The 23,031-nt window shown below is 54.5% G+C and carries 21 protein-coding genes; 14 read left to right on the forward strand and 7 right to left on the reverse strand.

Annotated features, from left to right (window positions below; all coding sequences use genetic code 11):
- Positions 1–20: 20 nt before the first annotated feature.
- The 12 genes from ACEVJK_RS04980 (at position 21) to ACEVJK_RS05035 (ending at position 14,340) form a co-directional block, all read left to right on the forward strand.
- The gene (locus ACEVJK_RS04980; protein ID WP_147572275.1) at positions 21–734 is read left to right on the forward strand and encodes a Stp1/IreP family PP2C-type Ser/Thr phosphatase; all 714 of its coding nucleotides are present in this window, start codon (positions 21–23) and stop codon (positions 732–734) included.
- Between the two features lie 40 nt (positions 735–774).
- Positions 775–2,781, forward strand: a complete 2,007-nt coding sequence (gene pknB / locus ACEVJK_RS04985; protein ID WP_147572276.1) for a Stk1 family PASTA domain-containing Ser/Thr kinase — start codon at positions 775–777, stop codon at positions 2,779–2,781.
- Complete coding sequence (gene rsgA / locus ACEVJK_RS04990) at positions 2,781–3,665, forward strand: ribosome small subunit-dependent GTPase A (RefSeq protein WP_147572277.1); 885 nt, start codon at positions 2,781–2,783, stop codon at positions 3,663–3,665. Before pknB ends, rsgA begins: the two co-directional genes overlap by 1 nt.
- A 342-nt stretch (positions 3,666–4,007) precedes the next feature.
- On the forward strand, positions 4,008–5,537 hold the full coding sequence (locus ACEVJK_RS04995) for an SPOCS domain-containing protein (RefSeq protein WP_240287741.1): 1,530 nt from the start codon (positions 4,008–4,010) through the stop codon (positions 5,535–5,537).
- 170 nt (positions 5,538–5,707) lie between these two features.
- Complete coding sequence (gene spoIVA / locus ACEVJK_RS05000) at positions 5,708–7,186, forward strand: stage IV sporulation protein A (RefSeq protein WP_186852521.1); 1,479 nt, start codon at positions 5,708–5,710, stop codon at positions 7,184–7,186.
- Positions 7,187–7,450: 264 nt separating this feature from the next.
- Positions 7,451–8,185, forward strand: coding sequence for a FadR/GntR family transcriptional regulator (locus ACEVJK_RS05005; RefSeq protein WP_243200953.1), 735 nt, complete (start codon positions 7,451–7,453; stop codon positions 8,183–8,185).
- Positions 8,186–8,530: 345 nt separating this feature from the next.
- On the forward strand, positions 8,531–9,586 hold the full coding sequence (locus tag ACEVJK_RS05010) for a DctP family TRAP transporter solute-binding subunit (RefSeq protein ID WP_147572279.1): 1,056 nt from the start codon (positions 8,531–8,533) through the stop codon (positions 9,584–9,586).
- A 41-nt stretch (positions 9,587–9,627) separates the two neighbouring features.
- Positions 9,628–10,098, forward strand: coding sequence for a TRAP transporter small permease (locus ACEVJK_RS05015; RefSeq protein WP_147572280.1), 471 nt, complete (start codon positions 9,628–9,630; stop codon positions 10,096–10,098).
- Between the two features lie 3 nt (positions 10,099–10,101).
- Complete coding sequence (locus ACEVJK_RS05020; protein ID WP_374740116.1) at positions 10,102–11,379, forward strand: TRAP transporter large permease; 1,278 nt, start codon at positions 10,102–10,104, stop codon at positions 11,377–11,379.
- A gap of 158 nt (positions 11,380–11,537) precedes the next feature.
- Positions 11,538–12,368 carry a transketolase gene (locus tag ACEVJK_RS05025; protein WP_374740117.1) on the forward strand — a complete coding sequence of 277 codons (831 nt, stop codon included), beginning with the start codon at positions 11,538–11,540 and terminating at the stop codon, positions 12,366–12,368.
- 1 nt (position 12,369) lies between these two features.
- Complete coding sequence (locus tag ACEVJK_RS05030; protein WP_186852524.1) at positions 12,370–13,299, forward strand: transketolase family protein; 930 nt, start codon at positions 12,370–12,372, stop codon at positions 13,297–13,299.
- 18 nt (positions 13,300–13,317) lie between these two features.
- Entirely contained in the window at positions 13,318–14,340 is a 1,023-nt protein-coding gene (locus ACEVJK_RS05035; protein WP_147572283.1) for a zinc-binding dehydrogenase, read from the forward strand.
- Between the two features lie 87 nt (positions 14,341–14,427).
- Here the strand turns inward: ACEVJK_RS05035 and ACEVJK_RS05040 are convergent, their stop codons facing one another.
- Positions 14,428–15,291, reverse strand: a complete 864-nt coding sequence (locus tag ACEVJK_RS05040) for a MurR/RpiR family transcriptional regulator (protein WP_147571714.1) — start codon at positions 15,289–15,291, stop codon at positions 14,428–14,430.
- A gap of 323 nt (positions 15,292–15,614) precedes the next feature.
- On the opposite strand from ACEVJK_RS05040, the gene ACEVJK_RS05045 reads away from it, so the two are divergent.
- Positions 15,615–16,382 carry an SDR family NAD(P)-dependent oxidoreductase gene (locus tag ACEVJK_RS05045; protein WP_186852525.1) on the forward strand — a complete coding sequence of 256 codons (768 nt, stop codon included), beginning with the start codon at positions 15,615–15,617 and terminating at the stop codon, positions 16,380–16,382.
- 83 nt (positions 16,383–16,465) lie between these two features.
- Here ACEVJK_RS05045 and ACEVJK_RS05050 read toward each other — a convergent pair whose 3' ends face one another.
- Genes ACEVJK_RS05050 through ACEVJK_RS05065 form a run of 4 tightly spaced genes read right to left on the reverse strand, consistent with a single transcriptional unit; the run spans position 16,466 to position 19,463 of the window.
- Positions 16,466–16,945, reverse strand: coding sequence for a YbaK/EbsC family protein (locus tag ACEVJK_RS05050; RefSeq protein ID WP_240287729.1), 480 nt, complete (start codon positions 16,943–16,945; stop codon positions 16,466–16,468).
- A gap of 4 nt (positions 16,946–16,949) precedes the next feature.
- The gene (locus ACEVJK_RS05055; protein ID WP_147571717.1) at positions 16,950–17,342 is read right to left on the reverse strand and encodes a thioesterase family protein; all 393 of its coding nucleotides are present in this window, start codon (positions 17,340–17,342) and stop codon (positions 16,950–16,952) included.
- 33 nt (positions 17,343–17,375) lie between these two features.
- Entirely contained in the window at positions 17,376–18,695 is a 1,320-nt protein-coding gene (locus ACEVJK_RS05060; protein WP_374740119.1) for a LysM peptidoglycan-binding domain-containing protein, read from the reverse strand.
- 27 nt (positions 18,696–18,722) lie between these two features.
- Positions 18,723–19,463: an SH3 domain-containing protein gene (locus ACEVJK_RS05065; RefSeq protein WP_147571719.1), complete on the reverse strand. Its 741-nt coding sequence runs from the start codon at positions 19,461–19,463 to the stop codon at positions 18,723–18,725.
- A 157-nt stretch (positions 19,464–19,620) separates the two neighbouring features.
- Between ACEVJK_RS05065 and gltX the strand changes: the two genes are divergently transcribed.
- Positions 19,621–21,108, forward strand: coding sequence for a glutamate--tRNA ligase (gene gltX / locus ACEVJK_RS05070; RefSeq protein ID WP_240287725.1), 1,488 nt, complete (start codon positions 19,621–19,623; stop codon positions 21,106–21,108).
- A 144-nt stretch (positions 21,109–21,252) separates the two neighbouring features.
- Here gltX and ACEVJK_RS05075 read toward each other — a convergent pair whose 3' ends face one another.
- Both ACEVJK_RS05075 and ACEVJK_RS05080 read right to left on the reverse strand, forming a co-directional pair.
- Positions 21,253–22,041 carry a ZIP family metal transporter gene (locus ACEVJK_RS05075; RefSeq protein WP_147571721.1) on the reverse strand — a complete coding sequence of 263 codons (789 nt, stop codon included), beginning with the start codon at positions 22,039–22,041 and terminating at the stop codon, positions 21,253–21,255.
- A gap of 11 nt (positions 22,042–22,052) precedes the next feature.
- A complete protein-coding gene (locus ACEVJK_RS05080) occupies positions 22,053–22,880 on the reverse strand; it encodes a putative RNA methyltransferase (RefSeq protein WP_374740122.1) in 828 nt (275 codons plus the stop codon).
- Positions 22,881–23,031 lie beyond the last annotated feature (151 nt).

Raw genomic sequence — 23,031 nt, forward strand, 5'->3', positions numbered from 1 at the left:
AAGAAGTGAGGTTACATTCCATGGAAGTATGGGGGATCACCCATCGGGGTGTGGTTCGGCAACAAAATCAAGATGCGTTTTCTGCCCGGACAATGGATGACGGACGGGTGATCGCTCTGGTCTGTGATGGAATGGGAGGCGCCAGAGCAGGCAATGTGGCCAGCGCTATGGCTGTGGACCTGTTTATGGACCGCTTTCTCCGGGAGAGTGGCGATGACCAGGAGCGGATGCAGCGGGCGGCCTCCCAGGCCAACCAAGAGATATTCCAAAAGGCAGCCACAGATGAGGATTGCACTGGGATGGGCACCACACTGGTGGCTGCTCTGGCCGGAGCGGGGGAGGCGGTCATCCTTAACGAGGGGGACAGCCGGGCCTATCATATCAATGGGGACGGCATCGTGCTGATCACCAGGGACCACTCTCTGGTCGAGGACCTGGTGGAGCGGGGAGAGCTGACGAGAGAACAGGCCAGGACTCATCCGCATAAAAATTTGATTACCCGGGCCCTGGGCGCCGAGCCTGTGCTGTTGGCGGACTGCTTTCGCCAGCCGCTGGCCCAGGGTGATTTTCTCCTGCTGTGCAGCGATGGGTTGAGCAATCTGGTCACAGAGCAGGAGATGCTCTACGAGGTGATCCACGGTGGTGACAGCGAAAGCTGTCCCCAGCGTCTGCTGGACATCGCCCTTCACCGGGGCGCGCCGGACAACGTGACAGCGGTCCTGATCCGCTGCTGACGGCCCCGGTTATGAACAAGAAGATAGGGAGGATGTTACCATGGATCAATACATAGGTAAATTACTCGACAACCGATATGAGATACTGGAGCTTATCGGCTCCGGCGGCATGGCCAGGGTGTATAAGGCACGGTGCCACCGCCTGAACCGGCTGGTGGCTATCAAGATTTTGCGGGAGGATCTGGCCCAGGACGCCGAGTTCCGCCGCCGCTTCCACGACGAGTCCCAGGCTGTAGCCATGCTGTCCCACCCAAATATCGTGGCTGTCTATGACGTGAGCCGCTCCTCCCAGCTGGAGTATATCGTCATGGAACTGATCGACGGGATTACCCTGAAGCAATATATGCAGAAGAAGGGGAACAAGCTGAACTGGCGTGAGGCCCTCCACTTCATCACACAAATTACCAAGGCGCTGGGCCACGCCCACAGCCGGGGCATTATCCATCGGGACATCAAGCCCCACAATGTGATGGTGCTCCGGGACGGGAGCGTAAAGGTGGCCGACTTCGGCATCGCGCGGGTGGCCTCCGGGGGCCACAGCACTTTGACCCAGGAGGCGCTGGGCTCTGTCCACTATATCTCTCCGGAGCAGGCCAGGGGTAGCTTTATTGACGCACGCTCCGATCTGTACTCCGCCGGTGTGGTGCTCTATGAAATGATCACCGGACGGCTTCCATTTGAAGGGGATACCCCGGTTTCGGTGGCCATTCAGCATATCAACTCGATCCCTCTGTCTCCCAGAGAGATCGATCCATCAATCCCTGAGGCACTGGAGGCCATCACTATGAAAGCGATGGCCCCCAATCCGGACAACCGATACCTCAACGCGGATGAAATGCTGGCGGATCTGGAGGAGTTTCGGAAGAATCCTACCATTAATTTTGAGTATAATCTCAACGAATTTTCCGTCGCATCCCCTGAAGAGGAAGACAGAGACAAGACTCAGATCCATGCGGTATCGGCCTCACATCGGAGCCGGGAGGCAAGACCAGAGCGGCGCCATTCCGGCGGCCACAGAGAGGACCACCACCCTCGCCGCCAGGAGGAGGACGAGGATGGGCCGCAGGGAGGCTTCCCTTGGCCGGTGGTGGGGGCTGTGGTAGCTATACTGGCTTTTATCGGCGTGGTTGTCTATTTCCTCTACAACACCTTCCTGTCCGGCCTGTTTACACCGCAGATCAGCTATGATGTACCAAATTTGATTGGTAAGAGTTATGAGGAAGTGATGACGGACCCGTCCATACTGGGTGAGCATTTTACGGTGGTCCTGGGAGAAACAAAGACCGACGAGGACACCGACGCAGGTGTAATCCTCCACCAGGACCCGGCAGCGGACTCCAAGGTCCAGGATGAGGTGACACCTATCACCGTGACTGTCAGTGGCGGACCGGAAACAGTGAATATGCTTGACCTAAAAAATATGGAGTATTCCAAAGCCTATCTGGCGGTCACAGAGATGGGGCTGAAGGTGGCCACCCCCACCTATGAGCATGACGATACGATTGCCTACAACCATGTCATATCATTCACGCCGCTGGAAAATAATCCGGTTCCCCTGGGAACGGAGGTCCATATGGTAGTCAGCCTGGGGCCAGCTACGGAGACCTTTTCCATGCCCAGCCTGGTAGGCTTAACCCAGGAAAAGGCGGAAGAAGATATTACCGCCCTTGGGCTGAAGGTGGGGACTGTCACCCCTGTGTACAGCGATACCGCTCAGGCGGGGCAGGTAGTGTGGCAGTATCCTGAGGCGTATAAAGAGGTCGAGGCTGGAAGCGTTGTCAGTCTTCAGGTCAGCCAGGGACCGGACCCCAGCACCCAGGCTAAGGATGTCACCAAGACGTTGAGCGTCCCTCTGCCGGAAACTGGTGGAGTAGCGTTTATTCAGATCCTGGCGGACGGAGAGGTCGTTTTTTCCGACGATATAGACACCACAATGGAAATGCTGGTTGAAGTATCGGTGACGGCCAAAGCGGGAGAAAGCAAGAATATGTCCCTCTATGTAGATGGCGTCCTACAGAACAGCTGGACAGAAAGTTTTGAAGGATGATGGCGGAAGGTACGATCATGAAGGCCCTCAGCGGCTTCTATTATGTGGATGACGGAGCGAGCGTCTATACCTGTCGGGGACGGGGCAGGCTTCGCCATATTAAGATGACGCCTCTGGTGGGGGACCGGGTACGGTTTACCCCATCCTTAGATGGCAGCCCGGGCACGCTGGATGAGATCCTGCCTAGGAGAAATGAGTTTTTCCGTCCTGCGGTAGCCAACATCGACCAACTGGTTATCATCGCTTCGGAAGCTGTACCGGTTACGGACCCTTTTCTTATCGACCGGGTGGCCGCCATCGCCCAGAGCAGGAACTGCCAGTGTATCATCTGTATCAATAAATGCGACCTTGCAGATGGCCAGAAACTGGCTGGAATCTATCAAAGGGCTGGCTTTCCAACCCTTCGCATCAGCGCGGAAACCGGGGAGGGACTGGAGGAGCTTCGCAGTCTAATCACCGGAAAGGTATCTGCCTTTACAGGAAATTCGGGGGTAGGGAAATCAAGCGTATTGAACGCGCTGGACTCTGGAATTGCCCTTTCCACCGGGGATGTGAGCCAAAAGCTGGGCCGGGGCCGGCATACCACCCGCCATGTAGAGCTGTACCGCCTGTCGTGTAGCGCCTTGGCAGCGGATACGCCGGGGTTCTCTTCCTTCGATGTGGACCGCATGGAGCTGGCCCGCAAAGAGGAGTTGCAGTATGCCTTTCCAGACTTTGCGCCCTACCTGGGACGATGCCGGTTTCAAGACTGCGCTCATGTGAAGGAGAAGGGCTGCGCCGTTTTGGCGGCTCTGAAAGAGGGAGAGATTGAACCAACTCGGCATCAGAGCTATGTACGCCTGTATGAACAGGCCAAAGCGATTCCAGATTGGGAGCGCGGATAGGAAAGGAGCGGATGACGATTTCGTCATCCGCTCCTTTCCTATTTCTAAATCCCAAAGTGGAGGAGATGGAGAGAAAAGAGGAGGATCAGTGACACGGACCAGCCCTTCCGCCATATAATGGTAACAGCCGGAGACGGTCAATTTAGGGGAGGGGAGGCGTGTTCATGGGTATCGTAGTGGTGCGTTCCCCCAAATGCCTGCGGGGACTGCTGCGCAGGATCTTCGGGGTGCGATAAGTCCTGAGAGGGGAAAAAGCAGTCATACATTCTGCCGTTCTCTCATATGGTGTCACAAAGCCGGGGCCGCGTTCCGCCGGCCTGACACCATGATAAGGAGAGGACAATGACCATGGAACTGGAATTTGAACGGGATACGATCGTATGTTATGAAACACTGACTGAGGTGACGCTCTGCCAGGAGGAAACGCTGGAGTCCATTGTTCCGGACGCCTGTCCGGATATTCTGCGGATCGTGGATGTGTGCGGTCAGGCTACACTCAGCTCTAAGGCAGCCAAAGAGGGTATGGCGGTAGTAACCGGCATGGTCCGGGCTGTCATTCTGTACCAGCCTGAGGGTTCTGCCGGGCTGCGCCGTATGGAGGTGGGACTTCCATTTACCTGTCAGGCCGAGGCCCCAGGGCTCACGGACCAGGGATATGTAGAGGCCAGTCCTCGCCTGCGCTGCGCTGAAGCGAGAGCACTAAACCCCAGGAAGGTGCTGCTCCGGGTGGATCTAGCGGTAGATGTGACAGCACTCCAGCCAACAGAAATCCCTATCTGTAGCGGCGCGTCTGATACTGAAGACCATACACTGTGCCAGCGCCAGTATCAGGGAGAAAATTATCAGATTTCATCTGTCCAGGAAAAACCCTTTACATTTACTGAACAGATCAGACTTCAGGGAAACCAAGGAGAGATCCCTCAACTTCTGGCCAGCCGGGCCAGTGCTGTATGCTCAGAAAACAAGCTCATAGGAACCAAACTGATTCTGAAAGGGGTGGTTGAGCTGGAGCTGCTCCTTCTGGAGGCGGGCGGCGGATTGACCACTAACCACGAGTCCATGCCTTTCTCTCAGATTTTGGAGGTAACAGGTGCTGGAGAAGAGGGAGATTGCCAGGTCCTGGTGGAGATTACAGACTTCCGGTGCGGTCCCAGCAGTGAGGACAGCCGCAGCTTGGAGGTGACGCTGGAGTTGCTGGCCCAAGCTGAGGTGCGCTGCCACCGTCCGGTAACCTTGCTCCAAGACCTATACAGCACCAGCTGGCAGTTGGAGGCGGACCGGGACAATCAGCAGCTGTTCCAGCTGGGGGAGCAGTCGATCCGTCCCCAGGCCGTCCGGGAGCTGCTGGAGACAGGTGAGATGGTACGAAGCGTGGTAGACAGCCGCCTGGCTCTGGGCCAGGTGAGCCAGAGCAGGGAGGGGAAAGAGTTAGTCCTGACCGCCGAGGCTTGGATCACTGTCATGTACCTGGATGAAAATGAGATGGTCCAGTGTGTCCGCCGGACTATTCCAGTCCAGTGCCGCCTGAACTGTTCCGAGGGCAGTCGGTGCAGCTGCCGCTGTTCCACCTCAGGCGAAGTATTTGCCACCCCCTCCGCCGGCGGCGTGGAGGTACGGTTTACCGTCGAATTCCACTGCCTGACTACGGAGTGCATCTCTGTGCCTGTGGTTCGTGGCGCCAGACTTGGGGAGGCACGGTGCAGCAGCGGCGTTAGACCCTCTGTGGTGCTGAGGCTGGCTGCCCCCGGAGAGGATATCTGGGATATTGCCAAGGCCTACGGCACAACTACCCAAGAGATACTGCAGGCCAATGAGTTGGAAGAGGGCACACTGCCCACTGGTATCATGCTGTTGATTCCCAGTACCCGGTGAAAGGAGTGCTTGTGCTCCGGACATAGAGAATAGGGAGGATGGATTCGCTCTGCGGCCATCCTCCCTATGTTTTTATGGAAAAGAGGTTTCCTGCTGTTATATTATACAGCTTATCCTCATAGATTGTATGGAAACTACCGGCTGACCAAAGAGCCGAAGGAGGAATTGCAGTGGAAGATCGCAAAATCTACGAGGATATTGCCCTGCGGACCGAAGGGGATATCTACATCGGCGTCGTGGGGCCGGTTCGTACAGGAAAATCCACCTTTATCAAGCGGTTCATGGAGACTCTGGTGATTCCCAATATCGAGAATGTATACCGGAGGGAACGGGCACGGGATGAGTTGCCTCAGAGCGGCTCCGGCCGCACCATCATGACCGCCGAGCCAAAGTTCGTCCCCGAGGAGGCCGTCTCTGTCCAGGTAGAGGGGGGAGCTGCCTTTCAGGTCCGGCTGATCGACTGCGTAGGCTATATGGTCAGTGGGGCCGTGGGCCAGCTAGAGGGGGAGAATGAGCGCATGGTCACCACTCCTTGGTTTGACCATGAGATCCCTATGGCTGAGGCCGCGGAGATCGGTACCCGAAAAGTGATTTCAGAGCACTCCACGATTGGCATCGTAATCACAACAGATGGGACGATCACCGACATCCAGCGGGAGGATTATTTAGAGCCTGAGGAACGGGTCATCTCCGAACTGAAGGAGCTGGGCAAGCCCTTTGTTGTACTGCTCAACTCCGCCTATCCGGAATCTGACCGTGCCCAGGCCATCCGGGCGGATATCGCGCAACGGTACGACGTTACCTGTGTAGCGGTCAACTGCCTGGAACTGAGCCAAGAGGAGATCAACGATCTACTCAAGGGCGTCCTCTATGAGTTCCCCATTAAGGAGCTGGACCTGTTTCTTCCGCCTTGGGTGGATGCCCTGCCCCAGGAGCATCCCATCAAAGCGGAGCTATACAGCGCCATCCGGGAGGGGACCAGTGAACTGCGCCGGATACGGGACGTGGAGCAGGCCGTCTCCTCATTCCAGAACTGCGAAGTGGTAAGTGGAGCGCGGATCACCTCAATCGATTTGGGCACAGGGCTGTCCGCGGCCACACTGGACTTGCCCCGTAGCCTATTCTACGCTACACTGTCCCAGCAGTCTGGCTTCCAGGTAGGGGATGACGGAGATCTGATGGCCCTGCTGACAGAACTGGCCAAGGTGAAATGCGCCTACGACAAAGTATCGGACGCCTTAGAGCAGGTGGAGCAGACGGGATACGGAATTGTGGTGCCCTCTATTGACTCCCTCGTGCTGGAGGAGCCTGAAATCGTCAAGCAGGGAGGACGATACGGGGTACGTCTGAAAGCCAGCGCCCCCTCCATTCATATGATCCGAGCAGATATTGAAACAGAGGTCTCGCCCATCGTAGGGGGAGAGAAGCAGAGCGAGGATATGATTAACTATCTCCTTCAGGAATATGAGGGTGATTCCAGCAAGATCTGGGAGGCCAATATTTTTGGAAAGTCTCTCCATGAGCTGGTCAATGAGGATCTAAATTCCAAGATCAAACGGATGCCTGAGGATGCCCGGACCAAGTTAAGGGAGACCCTCCAGCGTATCATCAACGAGGGATCTGGAGGGTTGATTTGCATCATCCTGTAGTGAGAATGAAGGATATAGCCCGCGCCTCCCCGGCAGATCTGCCGGAGAGGCGCGATTTTTCTAAAAGAGACAAAAGACCCGCTTCTGGGTGTTTCAAGTTAAAACAACAGAAAAGAAAATTTTTAGCACAAAATAGATTGAGCGAAATCCTTTCGGAATTAGCTCTTGTATTATAAAAAATTTGAAGGTATAATGTAAAAGAAATTATATCATAGAATGGGGTATCGTAAGGATATAATTATTAAAGCAGACGCGGGTGATTATATGAAGGAGCTGGACAAAAACTATCTTGCGCCGATTGCAAGTAAATCGATGGTGGATATTGTGGTGTCCAGACTGACCGAAGCGATTATCAGTGGAGAGTTAAAACCTGGCGACCAGATCCCAGTGGAGTCGGAACTGGTCCGGAAATTTGGCGTCGGGCGAAATACAGTGCGTGAAGCGGTTCGTATTTTAGTCGCCTATGGCGTATTGACGATTCGACGGGCCGAAGGGACCTATGTATGTGACGGGTTTTCTCCCAAGGTACTCAATCCAATGGTATACAGCATCATTCTGCGCAGTGGGAGCTCTTTTAATGAGTTGATTGGTCTGCGTGAAGTGGTGGAGAACGGTATTATGCAGATGCTGCTGGAAAAGCGCATTTCAGAGGAACAATGGAAGGTGCTTTACCAGAAGTATGAGAAACTAAGAGGCTATTTGATGGAGGATCCCCCGGATTTTCAGAAGATTGCCGACGCCGATATCGAGTTTCATGATGAGCTGGCCCGGTCCACCGAGAACGCTGCCATCATGATTGTACATAGTAATATCGTGGAGCTGACCAAGGCATCTCGACTAAAGACTATTGAAACAGTCATTCAGAAAGGGGACAGGCAGTACCTGATCGATACGCACAAAAATCTGCTGGATAAGTTGGCTGGTACAAATATGGAAGAATTGTATCAGGCAATCAATGACAGCTACTTCTATTGGCGTGGAGTTTATAAGGATCAATAGGGTACAGTGTTTCGATTCGTACCAAAGGAAAGAGGTCCGGCTTTTGGCCTGGACCTCTTTTTTTGTCTGACATTCCGAAAAGATTGAAATAAAAAGCGAAAATGTCCAGAAATTAACTCAGAAAGCCTGCTTTGGTGAAATTATACAGCTTTAGATTTAAAAATTAGTTAGTTCAACGAAGTTGCCCGAGTTGAAAAAAAGGACATTGACTTTCCCTGAAAGATAGTCTATTATGATGGTCGTAACATCCTATGTTCGGAAGTTTGCTGTCAAATCTACTAAAAGCGGTCGCTTCAGCGGATGGAAGAATGAGGAAAGGGAAACACATTTTTTGGAGGGAAACACATGAAGAAGAAAATTTTAGCTTTGGCTATGGCTTCTGCCATGGCGCTGTCCCTGCTGGCTGGATGCGGCAGTGGCAATGACACAAACACAAATAGCACTGGCAGCAATGGGGGTACCGCTTCTGGACCTCAGTATGATAAAGTGACCCTGCGTTTGAGCTGTAACGGTACGGACCTGGGCAACGACACCCGTACTGCCAAGCTGTTTGCCGAGAAGATTGAGGAGAAGTCCGGCGGACTGGTCACTGTTGATGTATTCCCCAATGACCAGCTGGCCAGCGGCAATATGAGCAAGGGCCTGGAACTGCTGGCCGACGGTACTGTGGATATCGACATCCATTCCACCTCCATCATCGCCAACCTGGATAACCGAATGATGGTAAGCACTCTGCCCTGGATTTTTGCCGACTATCAGGAGGCGGAGGACGCTTTCTTTGGCGAGGGCGGTGAGTTCCTGAGCTCTGTTCTGGCTGAGAAAGGCATCACTTATCTGGGCGCTGTCCACAACGGCTTTAAAGCTATGACCAATAGCAAGCATCCCATCCAGGATCCTGATGACCTGAAGGGACTGAAGATCCGTGTGCCCGGCGGTGACTTCTTCTCCGCTTTTTATACCGCCTTTGGCGCTAGCCCCCAGGCCATGAGCTGGAGTGAGGTCTTTACTGCTCTGCAGCAGGGCACCATCGACGGCCATGATAATAGCCTTGGTACCATCAACTCCGGCAACGTCCAGGAGGTCCAGAAGTACATCTCCATTTCCAACCATGTGTACGAGGCGTTTACTTGGATGGCCAATTCCAACAATTTCAACAAGCTGAACGCTGATACCCAGGCTTTGATCCGCGAGTGTGTGGAGGAGGCCTGCAAGGAAATGAACCAGACCCTCATCGCCGAGGAGGCGGACCTGAAGACTAAGTTTGCCGAGGAGAACGGCTGTGAGATCTACGAGTTCACCGACGAAGATGTGGCTGAGTTTACCGCTGTTGTTCAGCCTGTCATTGACGAGTACAAGGAGATCTACGGTGCGGATGCTTGCGCTGCCTTTGGCATCGAGTGATTCCAGAGTTTTCTAAGTAATTAAGGAGGCAGGGACCACAAATGAAAAAGTTTTTCTCACTGTTGGAAGACAACATCTGTGCGATCATCCTGCTCGTCATGATGCTGTTGACCTGTGTCAACGTAGTTGCCCGGTATGTGCTGAAGGCTTCTATGCCCTTTGTTGAGGAGCTGACCTGTCTGGGTCTTATCATCCTAAGCCTGACCGGCGCCGCTGTGGCCGCCAAGCGTGGCGCACACCTTGGCTTGACTGTTCTGACCGATTTTTTCCCAGCGAAAGGGCAGAAGTTTTGCACTCTGCTGGGCGACTTGATGGGGATTATCTTTGGTGTCCTCATTCTCTGGTTTGGTTTCTTCATGGCCAAGCAGGAGTACGTTTTGGGTCAGCTTACCGCTGGTATGCAGTGGCCTGAGTGGATGTTTGGCATGTTTGTACCCATCAGTGGTGGCGTGCTGGTCATCCGTTATATTCAGCTGTTCATTACCCATTTGGTGAAGAAGGAGGAGAAGTAAGCTATGGTTTCACTGATTCTGTTCGGCTCCTTCTTTGTCCTTCTGCTCCTCAATGTGCCGATTGGACTTTCACTGGGAATCTCCAGCGTGGCCGCTCTGATTGCTGAGAATCTGCCCTTCTCTATGATCCCCAGCAACCTCTACTCTTCTACGGGTAAGTTTGTACTGCTGGCCATTCCCTTCTTTATCTTGGGCGGCAACGTCATGGAAAAGAGCGGGATCTCCGCCCGGCTGATCGATTTTTGCCGGACCCTGGTGGGCCATCGAAAGAGCGGTATGGCTCTGGTCTGCGTCATCGTGGCTTGCTTCTTTGCTGCCATCTCCGGCTCCGGCCCCGCCACAGTGGCTGCTCTGGGCATGATCCTGATTCCCGCTATGGTGAAGGCTGGCTATGATAAGGGCGATTCTGCCGCCTTGATGTCTACCGCCGGTGCCATCGGCATCATCATCCCGCCGTCTATCACCTTCGTTATCTACGGCTCCGTTACCGGCAAGTCTGTGGGCTCTCTGTTCGCCTCCGGTATCGTCCCCGGTATCCTGATGGGTATTTTCCTTGTGTTCGCCATGCAGTTTGTCAGCCGGGGCCGTGAGTTGGTCCTGTTGCCGAAGGCCAGTGGGAAAGAACGCTGGGCAGCCTTTAAGGAGGCTTTCTGGGGTCTGTTGATGCCTGTCATCATCTTGGGCGGTATCTATGGTGGTATCTTCACCCCTACTGAGGCTGCTGCTGTTTCCGCTCTGTATGGCCTGATTGTCGGTCTATTTATCTACCGTACTCTTTCCTTGAAGGACATCATGCCCATCTTGCGTGATTCTGTATCTCAGACCGCCGTGGTCATGTTTATCGTCGGTACAGCCAGCCTCTTCGCTTGGGTGCTGACCGTGACTGGTGTGGCTGCTGATGCGAGCAACCTGCTGATCCAGGTTTCCGCGGGCAATAAGTACATCTTCCTGTTGATCGTCAACATCATCCTGCTGATTGCCGGCTGCTTCATCGACGCAAACTCCGCCATGTATATTATCGTCCCCATCCTGTACCCTGTTGCTGAGGCTCTGGGTATCGACGGCGTACACCTGGGCTGTATCATGGTCATGAACCTGGCGATTGGCCTGGTTACTCCTCCTGTGGGCGTCAATTTGTATGTGGGTTGCGGTATCGCTGATATCAGCTTGAAGAGAATGTCAAAGTCGGTGTTGCCCTTTGTGGTGGCATCCATCATAGCCTTGTTGCTGACGACTTACCTGCCCTTCATTCCTATGACGCTTCCCAACTTGTTGGGTTAAACCGTTGTTCTGATCTGCCAAGCTTCTCTGCCGGTACACGATTGGGTGTGCCGGCAGGGGAGAGAGGCAGGGAAGAAACAAATTTTTTTCCCCAAAAACATCCCATGTTAGGACATTGGGTGTTCTGCTCAAATGAAATAATTTTATGAGGTGAAGTCATGAAAAACATTAGTGCAAAGGAGCTAAAAGAGTACGCCAAGCAGCTCCGGAAAACTGCTGTGACCATGATCTACGAGGCACAGTCTGGTCATCCAGGAGGGTCTCTGTCCATTGCTGATATCGTGGCCTGTCTCTACTTCCGTGAAATGAATGTGGACCCCAAGAATCCAAGGTGGGCAGACCGTGACCGCTTTGTGCTGTCAAAGGGCCATGTATGCCCCATCCAGTATTCCGCGCTGGGTCTGCTGGGTTTCTTCCCAGAGAAAGACCTGCACACCTTGCGGAAGGAGGGTTCCAAGCTCCAGGGCCATCCCTCTATGAACAAGTGTCCTGGCATCGACATCTCTACCGGCTCTCTTGGACAGGGGTTGTCCTGCGCCGTGGGTATGGCTCTGGCTGGGAAGCGCGATCATAAAGACTACATGGTCTACGCTGTCGTAGGCGACGGCGAGGCTGATGAGGGCCAGATTTGGGAGGCAGTGATGGCTGCCTACCGGTATCATCTGGACAATCTGGTGGTCATCATCGACAACAATGGCCTGCAGATCGATGGCACCACAGATGAAATTATGCCTCAGCTGGATCTGACTAAGAAGTTTGACGCCTTCGGCTATGACACCTATGAGATCGATGGCCACAATATGGAGCAGATCATGGAGACCTTTGATAAGATCCATGCTGCCAAGGATGGAAGACCTAAGTTCATCAATGCCCACACCGTAAAGGGCAAGGGTGTGTCTTACATGGAGAATCAACTGGCTTGGCACGGTATGGCTCCCAACGATGAGCAGTATCAGCAGGCTATGCGTGAGCTTGAGGAGGGTATCTGAGATGGATAAAAAGTTGATCGCTACCCGCGATGGCCTGGGGGACGAGCTGGTTGAGCTCGGAAAGAACAATAAGGACATCTATGTAGTAGACGTAGACATCGGAAAGTCTTGCAAAACCACCGCTTTTGCTAAGGCCTATCCGGAGCAGCATGTGAACGTGGGCATCGCGGAGCAGAACGGAGCCGGTCTGGCAGCCGGCTTGGCTACCTGCGGCAAGATCCCCTTCGTGGTTACCTATGCTGTGTTCGGCTCCCTGCGTATGTGCGAGCAGATCCGTCAGGAGATCTGCTATCCCAACCTGAATGTGAAGATCGCCTGCTCTCACGGCGGCGTTACCCCCGCCAATGACGGCGCTTCCCATCAGTGTATCGAGGATATGGGTGTTCTGCGCACCCTGCCCAACATGACGGTTATTATGCCGGCTGACTACTGGTCCGCCCGCAAGCTGGTGGCCGCGGCGGCGGAGATGAATGGCCCCTGCTACCTGCGCTTTACCCGTGACGCGATCCCCGTCATCTATGACGAGAACACCACCTTTGAGATTGGCAAGGCCAACCTGCTGAAGGACGGCAAGGATGTGGCCATCATCGCCAACGGCGACACCGTCCGTCTGGCTCTGGAAGCCGCCGAGGTGCTGGCTGGCAAGGGAATCTCCGCCCGAGTGCTGGATATGCACACCATCAAGCCTCTGGACGTAGAGGCGGTCAAGGCTTGTGTCAACGACATCGGTAAGATTATCACAGTGGAGGACCACAACATCATCAACGGCCTGGGCGGCGCTGTCTGCGAGGTCGTGGCCGAGATGGGCAAGGGCCAGGTCAAGCGCGTCGGCATCCAGGATCAGTTCGGCCAGTCTGCCCCCTATGAGCGCCTGCTGGCAATCAACGGCATCACTGTTGAGAACATTGTCGCCCAGGCTGAGAATTGGTAAGAGAGGGGTAGCGTGGTCATGAGAGCTGGTTTTATCGAAAAGCCGGAAGTCGCCTATTTTAAAGAGACTGAAGAACCGCAGATCAACAACCCTACTGATGTAAAAATTAAGGTCAAGGTGACTGGTATCTGTGGGTCCGAGGTCCATGCTTACCATGGAAAACACGCTTGGCGTGTTCCCCCCCTGGTTTCCGGACATGAGTTTGCGGGTGAGGTCTGTGAAGTTGGCAGCGCCGTCACGAAGTTTAAGGTTGGCGACCGTGTTACCGCAGAGCCCCAGTACGGTTGCGGTCACTGTGAGCTCTGTAAGGCCGGTAAATATAATCTGTGCCAGGATAAGAAAATATTGGGCGCTTATTACTGGAGCGGCTCCTTCGGTGAGTATATTGTAGCTCCTGAGGGATGCGTGATCCCCCTGGGGGAGAACGTCAGCTTTGACCAGGGCGCGCTGATTGAGCCTTTGGCTGTTGGTATGCACGCAGTCCGAGAGCATAAGGTCAATGAGGATAGCGTTATCGCCATCATTGGTTGTGGCACCATTGGGCTGGGTGTTCTGCTCAGTGCAAAGAGATTCAATCCGAAGAAGATCATCGCCATTGATGTGGTGGACTTCAATCTGGAGAAGGCCAAGGAAATGGGCGCCGATTTGGTGCTGAATTCGATGAAGGACCCGGTTTTGGACCGTGTTTTGGAAGAAACGGATGGCTATGGCGTGGACATGACCTTCTTGGCCTTCGGAAATGCGCCCTGTGTGCAGCAGGCCGCTGAGATTACGAAGCGCGGTGGCATCATTTCTGAAATTGCCATTATGGCCAATGTACAGGCTCCCTTTGACTTGATCCAGATCAAGGAGCTGAAGCTGTGCGGTTCCAATATGTACACCGCTGATGACTTTAAGGAAGTTATTGACGGAATCAATGAGGGTGATATCAAGTTAGATGGCTTTATCACCAAGCGGTTCCCTGTCGAGGAGTTCCACGATGCCATGGAGTGGGCCGATAAGCGACCGGAACCTGTGGTCAAGGTTGTTGTAGACTTCTGAGCAATAACGTGTCAATATTCAAATATAATAAGGCGGCCGCCCCACAGGGGCGGCCGCCTTATTATATTTGTAGCATCCTGCGGTGGGTCAGCTATTTGGCAGTCTTTTTTTCTCCATGAAAGCGGCGATCCGCTGTCCTTTTGCCAGCCGCGCCTCGTCACAGGACAGAGCGATGATAGAATGGAGAATGGAGATGGCGGTCAACTCGCAGGTCCTGGCAGCAGCCAGATCGCTGAAGTAGTCGCTGCGGAAAAGGCTTGTCCGGATCTCAATGTCCAAATACTGTGAGATGGGAGAATTGGAGGAACCGACGATGCCGATGGTCTTGATCCCGCAGGCATGGGCCAGTTGGGCATTTTGGACCATGTTGGCTGTACGGCCAGAGTTGACGATTAGGAGCAGTACATCTGTCTGCTTCATAGACCCGATCTCCATGGCTTGAAAGAGGGGATCTGATACATAGCGGCATTGGATCGCCAGCTTTAGAAAGATGTCGTAAGCAGCTCTACAAATGGTGCCAGAGCCCCCCTCGCCAACGATAACCAGTTGTTCTGCCCTGAGAATCTCCTGGGCCGCGCAGGCCAGGGCCTGATCATCCAGACTTTCCATCAAATGGTCTGCCACCATTTTGGTAAAGCTGATGACCTTCTGCTTGATCTGATGGACATTATCCCCTCGGTCCAGGTCCATGATGATGTTTTCACCGTTGGCATAGCGATAGGCCATGCTCATTTTCAAATCAACAAGACCGGAAAACCCCAGCTTCCGGCAGAAACGGACCACCGTTGCAGAGCTCGTCCCGGTGACCTCTCCCAGCTCGGCAGCCGTGGTGGAGGCAACACAGGTCGGATGCGCTAGGATATAGTCGGCAATCAGGCGGTCAGATTTGGAGAAGGTCCGCGATTGATACATAGCTTTGATGCGCTGGATATAAAGCAAGGATTCTTCCATGAATAAAACTCCTGTTATCCGGCTTATTTCTGTCAAGACATGGTCAGTATAGTGAAATTATACTGCTTTTCGATGTAAAGTCAAGGATGACAGCCTCATATCGGTCCATTGTCCCCAGAGAGGCGGCGGCAACCTACAAATTTCTTTGTGCATTATAAATGAAATAATATTTCAATATTTTTAAAATATAATGATTGAAATTTCATAATTTAAATGATATGATACTCATGAGCTGAAGGGAACCGGGGGAGAGATTCCCTGTGTAACCGCTCCATGGGCTCGGACTGTGGAGTATCAAAAAAGCTGAACAGGAGGAAATCATCATGGATTTTGAAGGTAAGGTCGCCATTGTTACCGGCTCCGGCTCTCCACACGGGATTGGCCGGGAGATCACCCGCGCTCTGACCGAGAAGGGTTGTAACGTCGTGGTCGCTGATATGAATCTGGAGGGTGCCCAGAAGAACGCCGACGACCTGAATACGGAATTTGGCTGTGATTCCATGGCCGTCAGCGTCAACGTTACCGATGCTGACTCTGTTACCGCTATGTTTGAGGCTGTGTTTGCCAAGTACGGCCGTATCGATGTGCTATGCAACAACGCCGGTATCACCCAGCCCGTCGCCATCGCTGATATGACCAAGGATGACTTTATGCGCATTATGAACGTTAACCTGGTGGGTACCTTCCTGTGCTCCAAGCTAGTCGTGCCCTACATGGTCAAAAACAGCTATGGCCGTATTGTCAATACTTCCTCCGTTTCCGCCAAGTGCGGCGGCGGTGTGTACGGCGGCGCTCACTACTGCGCTGCGAAGGCTGGCATCATAGCCTTTGCCCGTGCCCAAGCCATGGAACTGTGCAAGCGGTACAAGGATATGATCACCGTCAACTGTGTGTGTCCTGGTCTGATTGCCACTGATATCCGTGCTGAACTCTCTGATGAGGCGGAGAAGGAGTCCCGCGCCAAGCAGGCTATGGGCCGCGCCGGCACTGCCCGTGAGGTGGCTAATACCATTGTGTGGCTGGCTTCTGACGAGGCCTCCTATATTTCTGGTGAGGACGTCAACATCAACGGCGCCTCCTACTTTGGTTGAGCCTTGGAACAGTTACATAAAAACAGCGGACCCGACAAACGTCGGGTCCGCTGTTTTTTCATACTGTGGGGAAGTGAAATGGTTTAGGATTCCTCTTGCCAGCCCTTGCAGATATCGATCCACTCCAGACTGCCGGAATATTCCTCCAACTCCGGGCAGGTCAGCTCAATGGCGGAGTTGGAGCTGCCGGCGGCAGGGAAGATGCTCTGAAACCGGCGGAGAGAAATATCCAGATAAGTTTTCACCCCCGGAGGGTTGGCGAAGGGGCAGACGCCGCCGACCGTGTGTCCGGTGAGCTGGGACACCTGCTCCGGAGTCAGCATTTTGGCCTTGGTATGGAAGAAAGCCTTGAATTTGCTGTTGTCGATTTTTGCGTCTCCAGCGGTGACCACCAGAATACACGCCCCGTCCACCAGGAAAGAGAGCGTCTTGGCGATCCGGGCAGGGATAACACCGACCGCCTGTGCGGCCAGTTCCACTGTCGCGCTGGATACCGGGAACTCCAGGATATCCTGTTCCCGGCCCAGTGGACGGAAGTAGGCTTTGACCTTCTCGATAGACATGGACTCAGCCCTCCAGCTTCCGGGCGGCCTTATCCAGAAAACGCCGGTCCGTGATAATGAACCGCTCATGGGTGCCCTTCCCAATGGGCCCTCTCTCATCGTAGGCGGTTACCTGAAAAAGGATGCGCTTGCCGTCCACTTCAGTGACCTCGCTTTCAGCCCACACCTTCAGACCTAAGGGCGTGGCGGAGTCATGGGAGACGTCCAGCTTAGTTCCTACGGTACTCTCCCCCTCCTCTAGTCCGGGGGCCACGGCGGTCCAAGATGCCTGTTCCATCAAAGCACACATCCACGGGGTGGCGAAGACAGGCAGCGTGCCGGAGCCGGCCGCCTGAGCTGTGTTGCTTTCACAGACAAGGGCCTCTGCACTGCCTTTCATTCCAATCGTGACAGACATGAAAACGTCCTCCTTTGTATAAATCAATGCCTATTATACAGCAGAGGAGGAAAAAAATCCAGTCCCCGATGAAAGCTCTTCCCGGATGTGGTACAGGGAATTGAGGACTACCCAGTTCTGCGGGAAGGGCCGCATCAGGTTCCAATACCCCACTCCATAGAGATCGTATTCCTGAGCCAGAGCGAGCTTGGCCTTGATGCTCCTGGCATCCTCGAACCAGACCTCGTGTTCCTGCCCACTTCCATCCACATACCGGAACCAGGGGGACTGAGCCTCCTGATCATAGCGGATGGCGGCGTAATGGCGGATCGCCAGTTGGACTGCCTCCTGGTTAGAAATGGAGGGCGCGCGCCGCCCCTGCTGATAGGGGAGCAGCCAATCGTAGCCGTAGTTGGGGATACCTAAAAAGATCTGTTCTGCTTTCATCTCCGTTAGCGCGTATTCTATCACCTGACGTACGTTTCGGATAGGCGCTATGGCTATAGGAGGTCCATAAGAGTAGCCCCACTCATAGGTCATCAGCAGAACATAGTCCGCCGCCTGGGCCAGCAGGCGGTAATCATGGCCCTCGTAGAGAGAACCGGGCTGATCCCGTGAGGTCTTGGCTGTGAGGGCCACTAGGACAGGGATGTTGTGCGGAGATAGGGCTTCACGGAGGCGGCTGATGAACTGGGCATAAGCCTGAGCGTCTTGGGCGGCCACATTTTCAAAGTCCACATCAAGTCCCTGATAGCCGAGGCTGTGCAAAGTTCCCAGCACTTCATGAATCAGTCTGGTCTGGACCTGCTGGTCTGTGAGGGCAATGTGTGCCAGATCCTGGGAAAAAGCTCCCTCAGTGTCATCCAGGTTGGAGAGATGAAAGACAGGCCGTACTCCCATATACTGGGCGGCATCGATCATATACTGGTCGTCCAGCTGGATGAGCGCCCCTTGGTTTGTAAATCGATAGGTAAAGGGCGTCAGATCGGAGAGGAAGGGGAGCGTGCGCTGGAGTAGTCCGCGGTCGATATGGGGATAGGCGTATCCGTTGACAGATAAGGTGCCCTCCCTCGTCTGACGGTAGGAGAGAATCAAGACCTGACCGGGGAAGATCCGGTCCCCGCCGCCCAGCGCCGGGTTATCGCGCAGCAACTGGCGCACAGTAGTCTGGTGCGCGGCAGCGATGGAAAAAAGAGTATCGCCCGCCTGGACCGTGTAGGTCTGTTCCGGGTATTGGATTACGATGGCCTGCCCTACGACCAGGCGGTCCGGCTCCGGCAGCTGATTATCAAGGATTAGCTGTGACATGGGCACGCCATGCTGGAGGGCGATGGAATAGAGAGTATCTCCGGACTTGACTACATGGATATCCATAGGAAAGCCTCCTTTCTTAGGAAAAAGCTAATTCAGTGTTACAAAATCGTCCTTAGCGTAACCGATAGAGCCCTGATAGTTGACCAAATACCAGCCATCCCACTGATTGATGATGGTGATGGGAGCTCCGTCCGGCGCTTGGGCGATCACAGGGGCCTGGGTAGTGGGACGGGAGCGGATATTCAAGTAACCATAAGTGACATCTACTACGCCGGGATGGCGGTTTTCTGATTCAAAAAAGGGAATCTGGAAATATTCAGTGAGGGAGAGAACAATATTGCGGGCGATGGCGCCCAGGTTGTCGATGATCCAGTTTGCGTCCTCCAGGTTGTCATGGAATGCCAGCTCAATGAAAACAGAGGGAGCTCGGACCCGGCGCACCTCACCAATGGAGGTGGTGGGAACTGTCTGCACCAGATTAGGGACCGGATAGATCGCTTTCAAACCATCAGCCACGATTTGTGCCGCCTTTTCTCCCTGGACACTGCCGGGATAGTAGAAGATCAGGGAGCCCCGTGCAGTGCCATACTGTCCTTCCGGCGCGGCATTGGAGTGAAGAGCCAGGTGCAGGTCAAAATTTCCGGCATTAGAGGCGGCAATGGACGAGGCGGCGGTCATATCAGGGGTATTGCGGACATACCGGATACCTGAGGCATCCAGATAGGGTACCATCAGGTCAGCCAGTTGGTTCATGTACTGCTCTTCCGTGCCGCCAGTGACAAAGTAATTCCACTCCTGGGTGGAGGGGGAGAGATAGATAATGGGCATAGAGATACCTCCGTTTTTTCTCCATTCTATGAAAAACGGGAGTATCTGGTGCGCCAGAGTCCTTGACCACTTGCCAAGAGCAAAAAAATCCAATATAATAACGGCAGACCACTTGGCGAGAAAGCGGTATGACCGCTGCGACGGAGGGAAACAAGATATGGAACTGGATAGAAACTATTTTGAGGAGATGGAGGCTAAAATCCCCAAAGGGAAGGTACGCACCCGATTTGCCCCCTCTCCCACAGGATATATGCACGTGGGTAATCTGCGAACAGCCCTTTATACCTGGCTGATCGCCCGGAACGCCGGCGGAACCTTCATCCTGCGTATTGAGGACACCGATCAGGGCCGCCTGGTGGATGGAGCCACCGAGGTCATTTATAAGACTCTGGCCGAGTGCGGGCTGGATCATGACGAGGGCCCGGATGTGGGTGGCCCTGTGGCTCCCTATATCCAGTCAGAGCGAAGGGATACCTACGGAAAATATGCAAGGCTACTGGTGGAGCGGGGGCACGCTTACTACTGCTTCTGCGAGAAGTGCGAGTCGGAGGAGGACTCCGGTGATTTTGACCGGTCCGATGACCCCTGCCGCTCCTTGAGCAAAGAGGAGGCGGAGGCCCGTGTGGCCGCCGGGCAGCCCTATGTCATCCGGCAGAAGATCCCTCATGGTGGGAGCACCACCTTCCACGATGCCATCTTTGGCGATATCACCGTAGAGAACGACACGCTGGACGACCAGGTGCTCATCAAGAGGGATGGGATGCCCACCTACAACTTCGCCAATGTCATCGACGACCACCTAATGGGCATTACTCATGTGGTCCGTGGGAGCGAGTACCTGTCCTCCGCCCCAAAATATGACCTGTTGTACCGGGGCTTTGGCTGGGACATTCCCACCTATGTCCACTGCTCACCTGTCATGCGGGACGCCCAGAACAAGATGTCTAAGCGCCACGGAGACCCCTCCTATGAGGATCTGAAGGCCCAGGGGTTCCTGACCGGGGCCATTTTGAACTATGTGGCCCTGTTAGGCTGGTCGCCCAGAGGAGAACTGGCCGAGCAGGAAGTATTCTCCCTGGAAGAGCTGGCACGGGCCTTTGATCTTGGGGGGATGTCCAAGTCCCCGGCCATCTTCGATATAGAGAAGCTGACCCATTTCAACGCCCTGTATATCAGGGCCATGTCCCCCGAAGCATTTGCTCGGGCGGCGGAGCCCTATATCCGCCAGGGGGTGAAGAACCCGGATATCTCGGCAGAAGCCGTGGCGGCCCTGCTTCAGGCCAGATGCGAGAAACTGATAGACATTCCCGAAAAGGTGGACTTCTTTGATGCTCTGCCAGAGTATGATGTGGCGCTGTTTACCAACAAGAAATCAAAAACCGATCCCGGTGTCTGCCGGAATATGCTCCACGCGGCTATCCCCATGCTTGAGGCTATCCCTGTATGGAACCAGGAGATGATCCACGACAGCCTGGTCGGTCTGGCGGAGGGGCTGCAGGTCAAGAACGCCACCTTGATGTGGCCCATTCGCATCGCCGCCGCCGGCAAGGCGGTGACACCTGGAGGAGCGGTAGAGATCTGCCAGATCCTCGGTCGGGAGGAAACGATTCGCCGGCTGAAGCTGGGGCTGGAGAAGTTGAGCTGAACAAGGCAGAAGTGGGAGCCCCCTCTGAAACGTTCCCTAATGGGCCGACGTAACAGTGTTCAATCTACCCCAGGAAACAGAGACGCCCGCCCATCTGACGAAAGTAGATGGACGGGCGTTGACATATAAGAATTATAAGCTTTTCTATCCCAGTGCGATGTCTAAGATCATCATTACGACAAAGCCAAACATCACGCTCATCGTGCCGGTATTGGAGTGCTCTCCCAAATGCGCCTCCGGGATGAGCTCCTCTGTGACTACATACATCATGGTGCCGGCGGCGAAGGAGAGCAGCCAGGGCATAAAGGGGGTGATGGTTCCCGCGGCCAAAACCACTGAAATGCCGAAAATAGGTTCTACCACTCCGGAAAGAGCGCCATACAGAAAGGCTCGGCCGGTGCTGATCCCCTCCTGACGAAGGGGGAGGGAGATAGCGGCGCCCTCCGGAAAATTCTGAAGGCCAATGCCCACCGCCAACGCCATGGCGGCAGACAGGCTTCCGCCGTCACTCTGGGCGGCCAGGGCGAAGGAAAGGCCTACCGCCATTCCCTCTGGGATGTTGTGGAGGGTGACAGCCAGCACCATCAGGGTGGTCCGCCGCCAGGAGGAAGGGAGACCCTCTGGAGCGTCTGACTCCGGATGTAGGTGGGGTAGAAGGGAGTCTAGTCCCCACAGGAACAGCACCCCCAGAATAAAGCCTCCTGCTGCTGGGAGCCACCCAACCCCGCCAGCGGCCTCCGCCTCCTCGATAGCGGGCAGGAGCAGGCTGAATACTGAGGCGGCCACCATTACCCCGGCCGCGAAGCCCAAAAACATCCGCTGAAGGGTGGGGGTAGTCTTACCCCGGACAAATAGAACAGTGGCGGAGCCAAGAACCGTGGACAGACAGGTAATTCCGGTGCCAAAGGCCGCCCATAGGACAGGATGATACATATAACGCTCCTTTACTCTCTGCGATACAGGTGGATGTCAAATCCAATCTGTGTGTCAATCTGGCTTAGTGAGCTCAACCGTTTTATGCCCTCACGGGGTGTTTTCCAGGCATAGGGGGTCATGCGGAACAGTGCCATAATATCCTCAGGGCGATCCAAGTGGAGACCATAGCGAACCTGTTCCGCCCCAACCCAATCAAAGCCTGGATAGTCTTCCCGCTTTACAGGATTTTCATAGGGGACGGGGTATAGGATCTCTTTCATTTCCCAAAGATGACGGGCTGAGGGGACCACGTAGCAGAATAGTCCACCAGGCCGAAGCACCCGAGCAAACTCCTCCGCCGCCAACGGGGAGAAGATATTTGTTACTAGGTCTACGCTCCGGGCGGCAAGGGGAAGCCGGTAGACTGAAGCTACGGCGAACTCCCCCTGGGGAATCCGCTTGGCCGCACGGCGCAGGGCGAATTTGGAGATATCGATGCCGGCTGTTCTGGGCTGCCGCCCGGAGTGAGTAAGGGCATTGTGCAGTCCGGCGGTATAATAGCCCTCGCCGCAGCCGCTGTCCAGCAGGACAGGGGAGGAGGCGGTCACCTGGTCTAGCACGGCGGCGCACAGGGCAGACAGCAGCGGGGCATAGTGCCCGCGCTCCAAAAAGGCCGCACGAGCGGCCACCATCTCTTTGTCGTCACCGGGATTCTTGGAGTGCTTGCGGTTGGCGGGCAAGAGATGAGTATAGCCGGCCGACGCCACATCGAAGCTGTGTCCGGAAGAGCAGTGGTATCGTCCCTCGCTCCGCTCCAAGTTTCTTAAGCAGAGAGGACAGCAAAACAGACTTTCCATGGTGTCACCTCAAGCTTTATTATGGGGCGAGACAAAGAAAAAGGCAAGGAATTTTTATAGCAGAGCAGGAGACCGGGCTGCAAGCGTGATTAGGGGCCGCCATGAACAAAAAGATATTTTCAAAAACTTTGTCTTTCCCTCTATGCAAATG

This window comes from Flintibacter sp. P01028 (assembly GCF_041925235.1).
Lineage (GTDB): Bacteria > Bacillota > Clostridia > Oscillospirales > Oscillospiraceae > Lawsonibacter > Lawsonibacter aceti.

Bases quoted from the DNA above. Each gene is read 5' to 3' on its own strand.
- ACEVJK_RS04980 (WP_147572275.1), top strand. From the start codon at position 21: ATGGAAGTATGGGGGATCACCCATCGGGGTGTGGTTCGGCAACAAAAT.
- pknB (WP_147572276.1), top strand. From the start codon at position 775: ATGGATCAATACATAGGTAAATTACTCGACAACCGATATGAGATACTG.
- rsgA (WP_147572277.1), top strand. From the start codon at position 2,781: ATGGCGGAAGGTACGATCATGAAGGCCCTCAGCGGCTTCTATTATGTG.
- ACEVJK_RS04995 (WP_240287741.1), top strand. From the start codon at position 4,008: ATGACCATGGAACTGGAATTTGAACGGGATACGATCGTATGTTATGAA.
- ACEVJK_RS05005 (WP_243200953.1), top strand. From the start codon at position 7,451: ATGAAGGAGCTGGACAAAAACTATCTTGCGCCGATTGCAAGTAAATCG.
- ACEVJK_RS05010 (WP_147572279.1), top strand. From the start codon at position 8,531: ATGAAGAAGAAAATTTTAGCTTTGGCTATGGCTTCTGCCATGGCGCTG.
- ACEVJK_RS05015 (WP_147572280.1), top strand. From the start codon at position 9,628: ATGAAAAAGTTTTTCTCACTGTTGGAAGACAACATCTGTGCGATCATC.
- ACEVJK_RS05020 (WP_374740116.1), top strand. From the start codon at position 10,102: ATGGTTTCACTGATTCTGTTCGGCTCCTTCTTTGTCCTTCTGCTCCTC.
- ACEVJK_RS05025 (WP_374740117.1), top strand. From the start codon at position 11,538: ATGAAAAACATTAGTGCAAAGGAGCTAAAAGAGTACGCCAAGCAGCTC.
- ACEVJK_RS05030 (WP_186852524.1), top strand. From the start codon at position 12,370: ATGGATAAAAAGTTGATCGCTACCCGCGATGGCCTGGGGGACGAGCTG.
- ACEVJK_RS05035 (WP_147572283.1), top strand. From the start codon at position 13,318: ATGAGAGCTGGTTTTATCGAAAAGCCGGAAGTCGCCTATTTTAAAGAG.
- ACEVJK_RS05040 (WP_147571714.1), bottom strand. From the start codon at position 15,291: ATGGAAGAATCCTTGCTTTATATCCAGCGCATCAAAGCTATGTATCAA.
- ACEVJK_RS05045 (WP_186852525.1), top strand. From the start codon at position 15,615: ATGGATTTTGAAGGTAAGGTCGCCATTGTTACCGGCTCCGGCTCTCCA.
- ACEVJK_RS05050 (WP_240287729.1), bottom strand. From the start codon at position 16,945: ATGTCTATCGAGAAGGTCAAAGCCTACTTCCGTCCACTGGGCCGGGAA.
- ACEVJK_RS05055 (WP_147571717.1), bottom strand. From the start codon at position 17,342: ATGTCTGTCACGATTGGAATGAAAGGCAGTGCAGAGGCCCTTGTCTGT.
- ACEVJK_RS05060 (WP_374740119.1), bottom strand. From the start codon at position 18,695: ATGGATATCCATGTAGTCAAGTCCGGAGATACTCTCTATTCCATCGCC.
- ACEVJK_RS05065 (WP_147571719.1), bottom strand. From the start codon at position 19,463: ATGCCCATTATCTATCTCTCCCCCTCCACCCAGGAGTGGAATTACTTT.
- gltX (WP_240287725.1), top strand. From the start codon at position 19,621: ATGGAACTGGATAGAAACTATTTTGAGGAGATGGAGGCTAAAATCCCC.
- ACEVJK_RS05075 (WP_147571721.1), bottom strand. From the start codon at position 22,041: ATGTATCATCCTGTCCTATGGGCGGCCTTTGGCACCGGAATTACCTGT.
- ACEVJK_RS05080 (WP_374740122.1), bottom strand. From the start codon at position 22,880: ATGGAAAGTCTGTTTTGCTGTCCTCTCTGCTTAAGAAACTTGGAGCGG.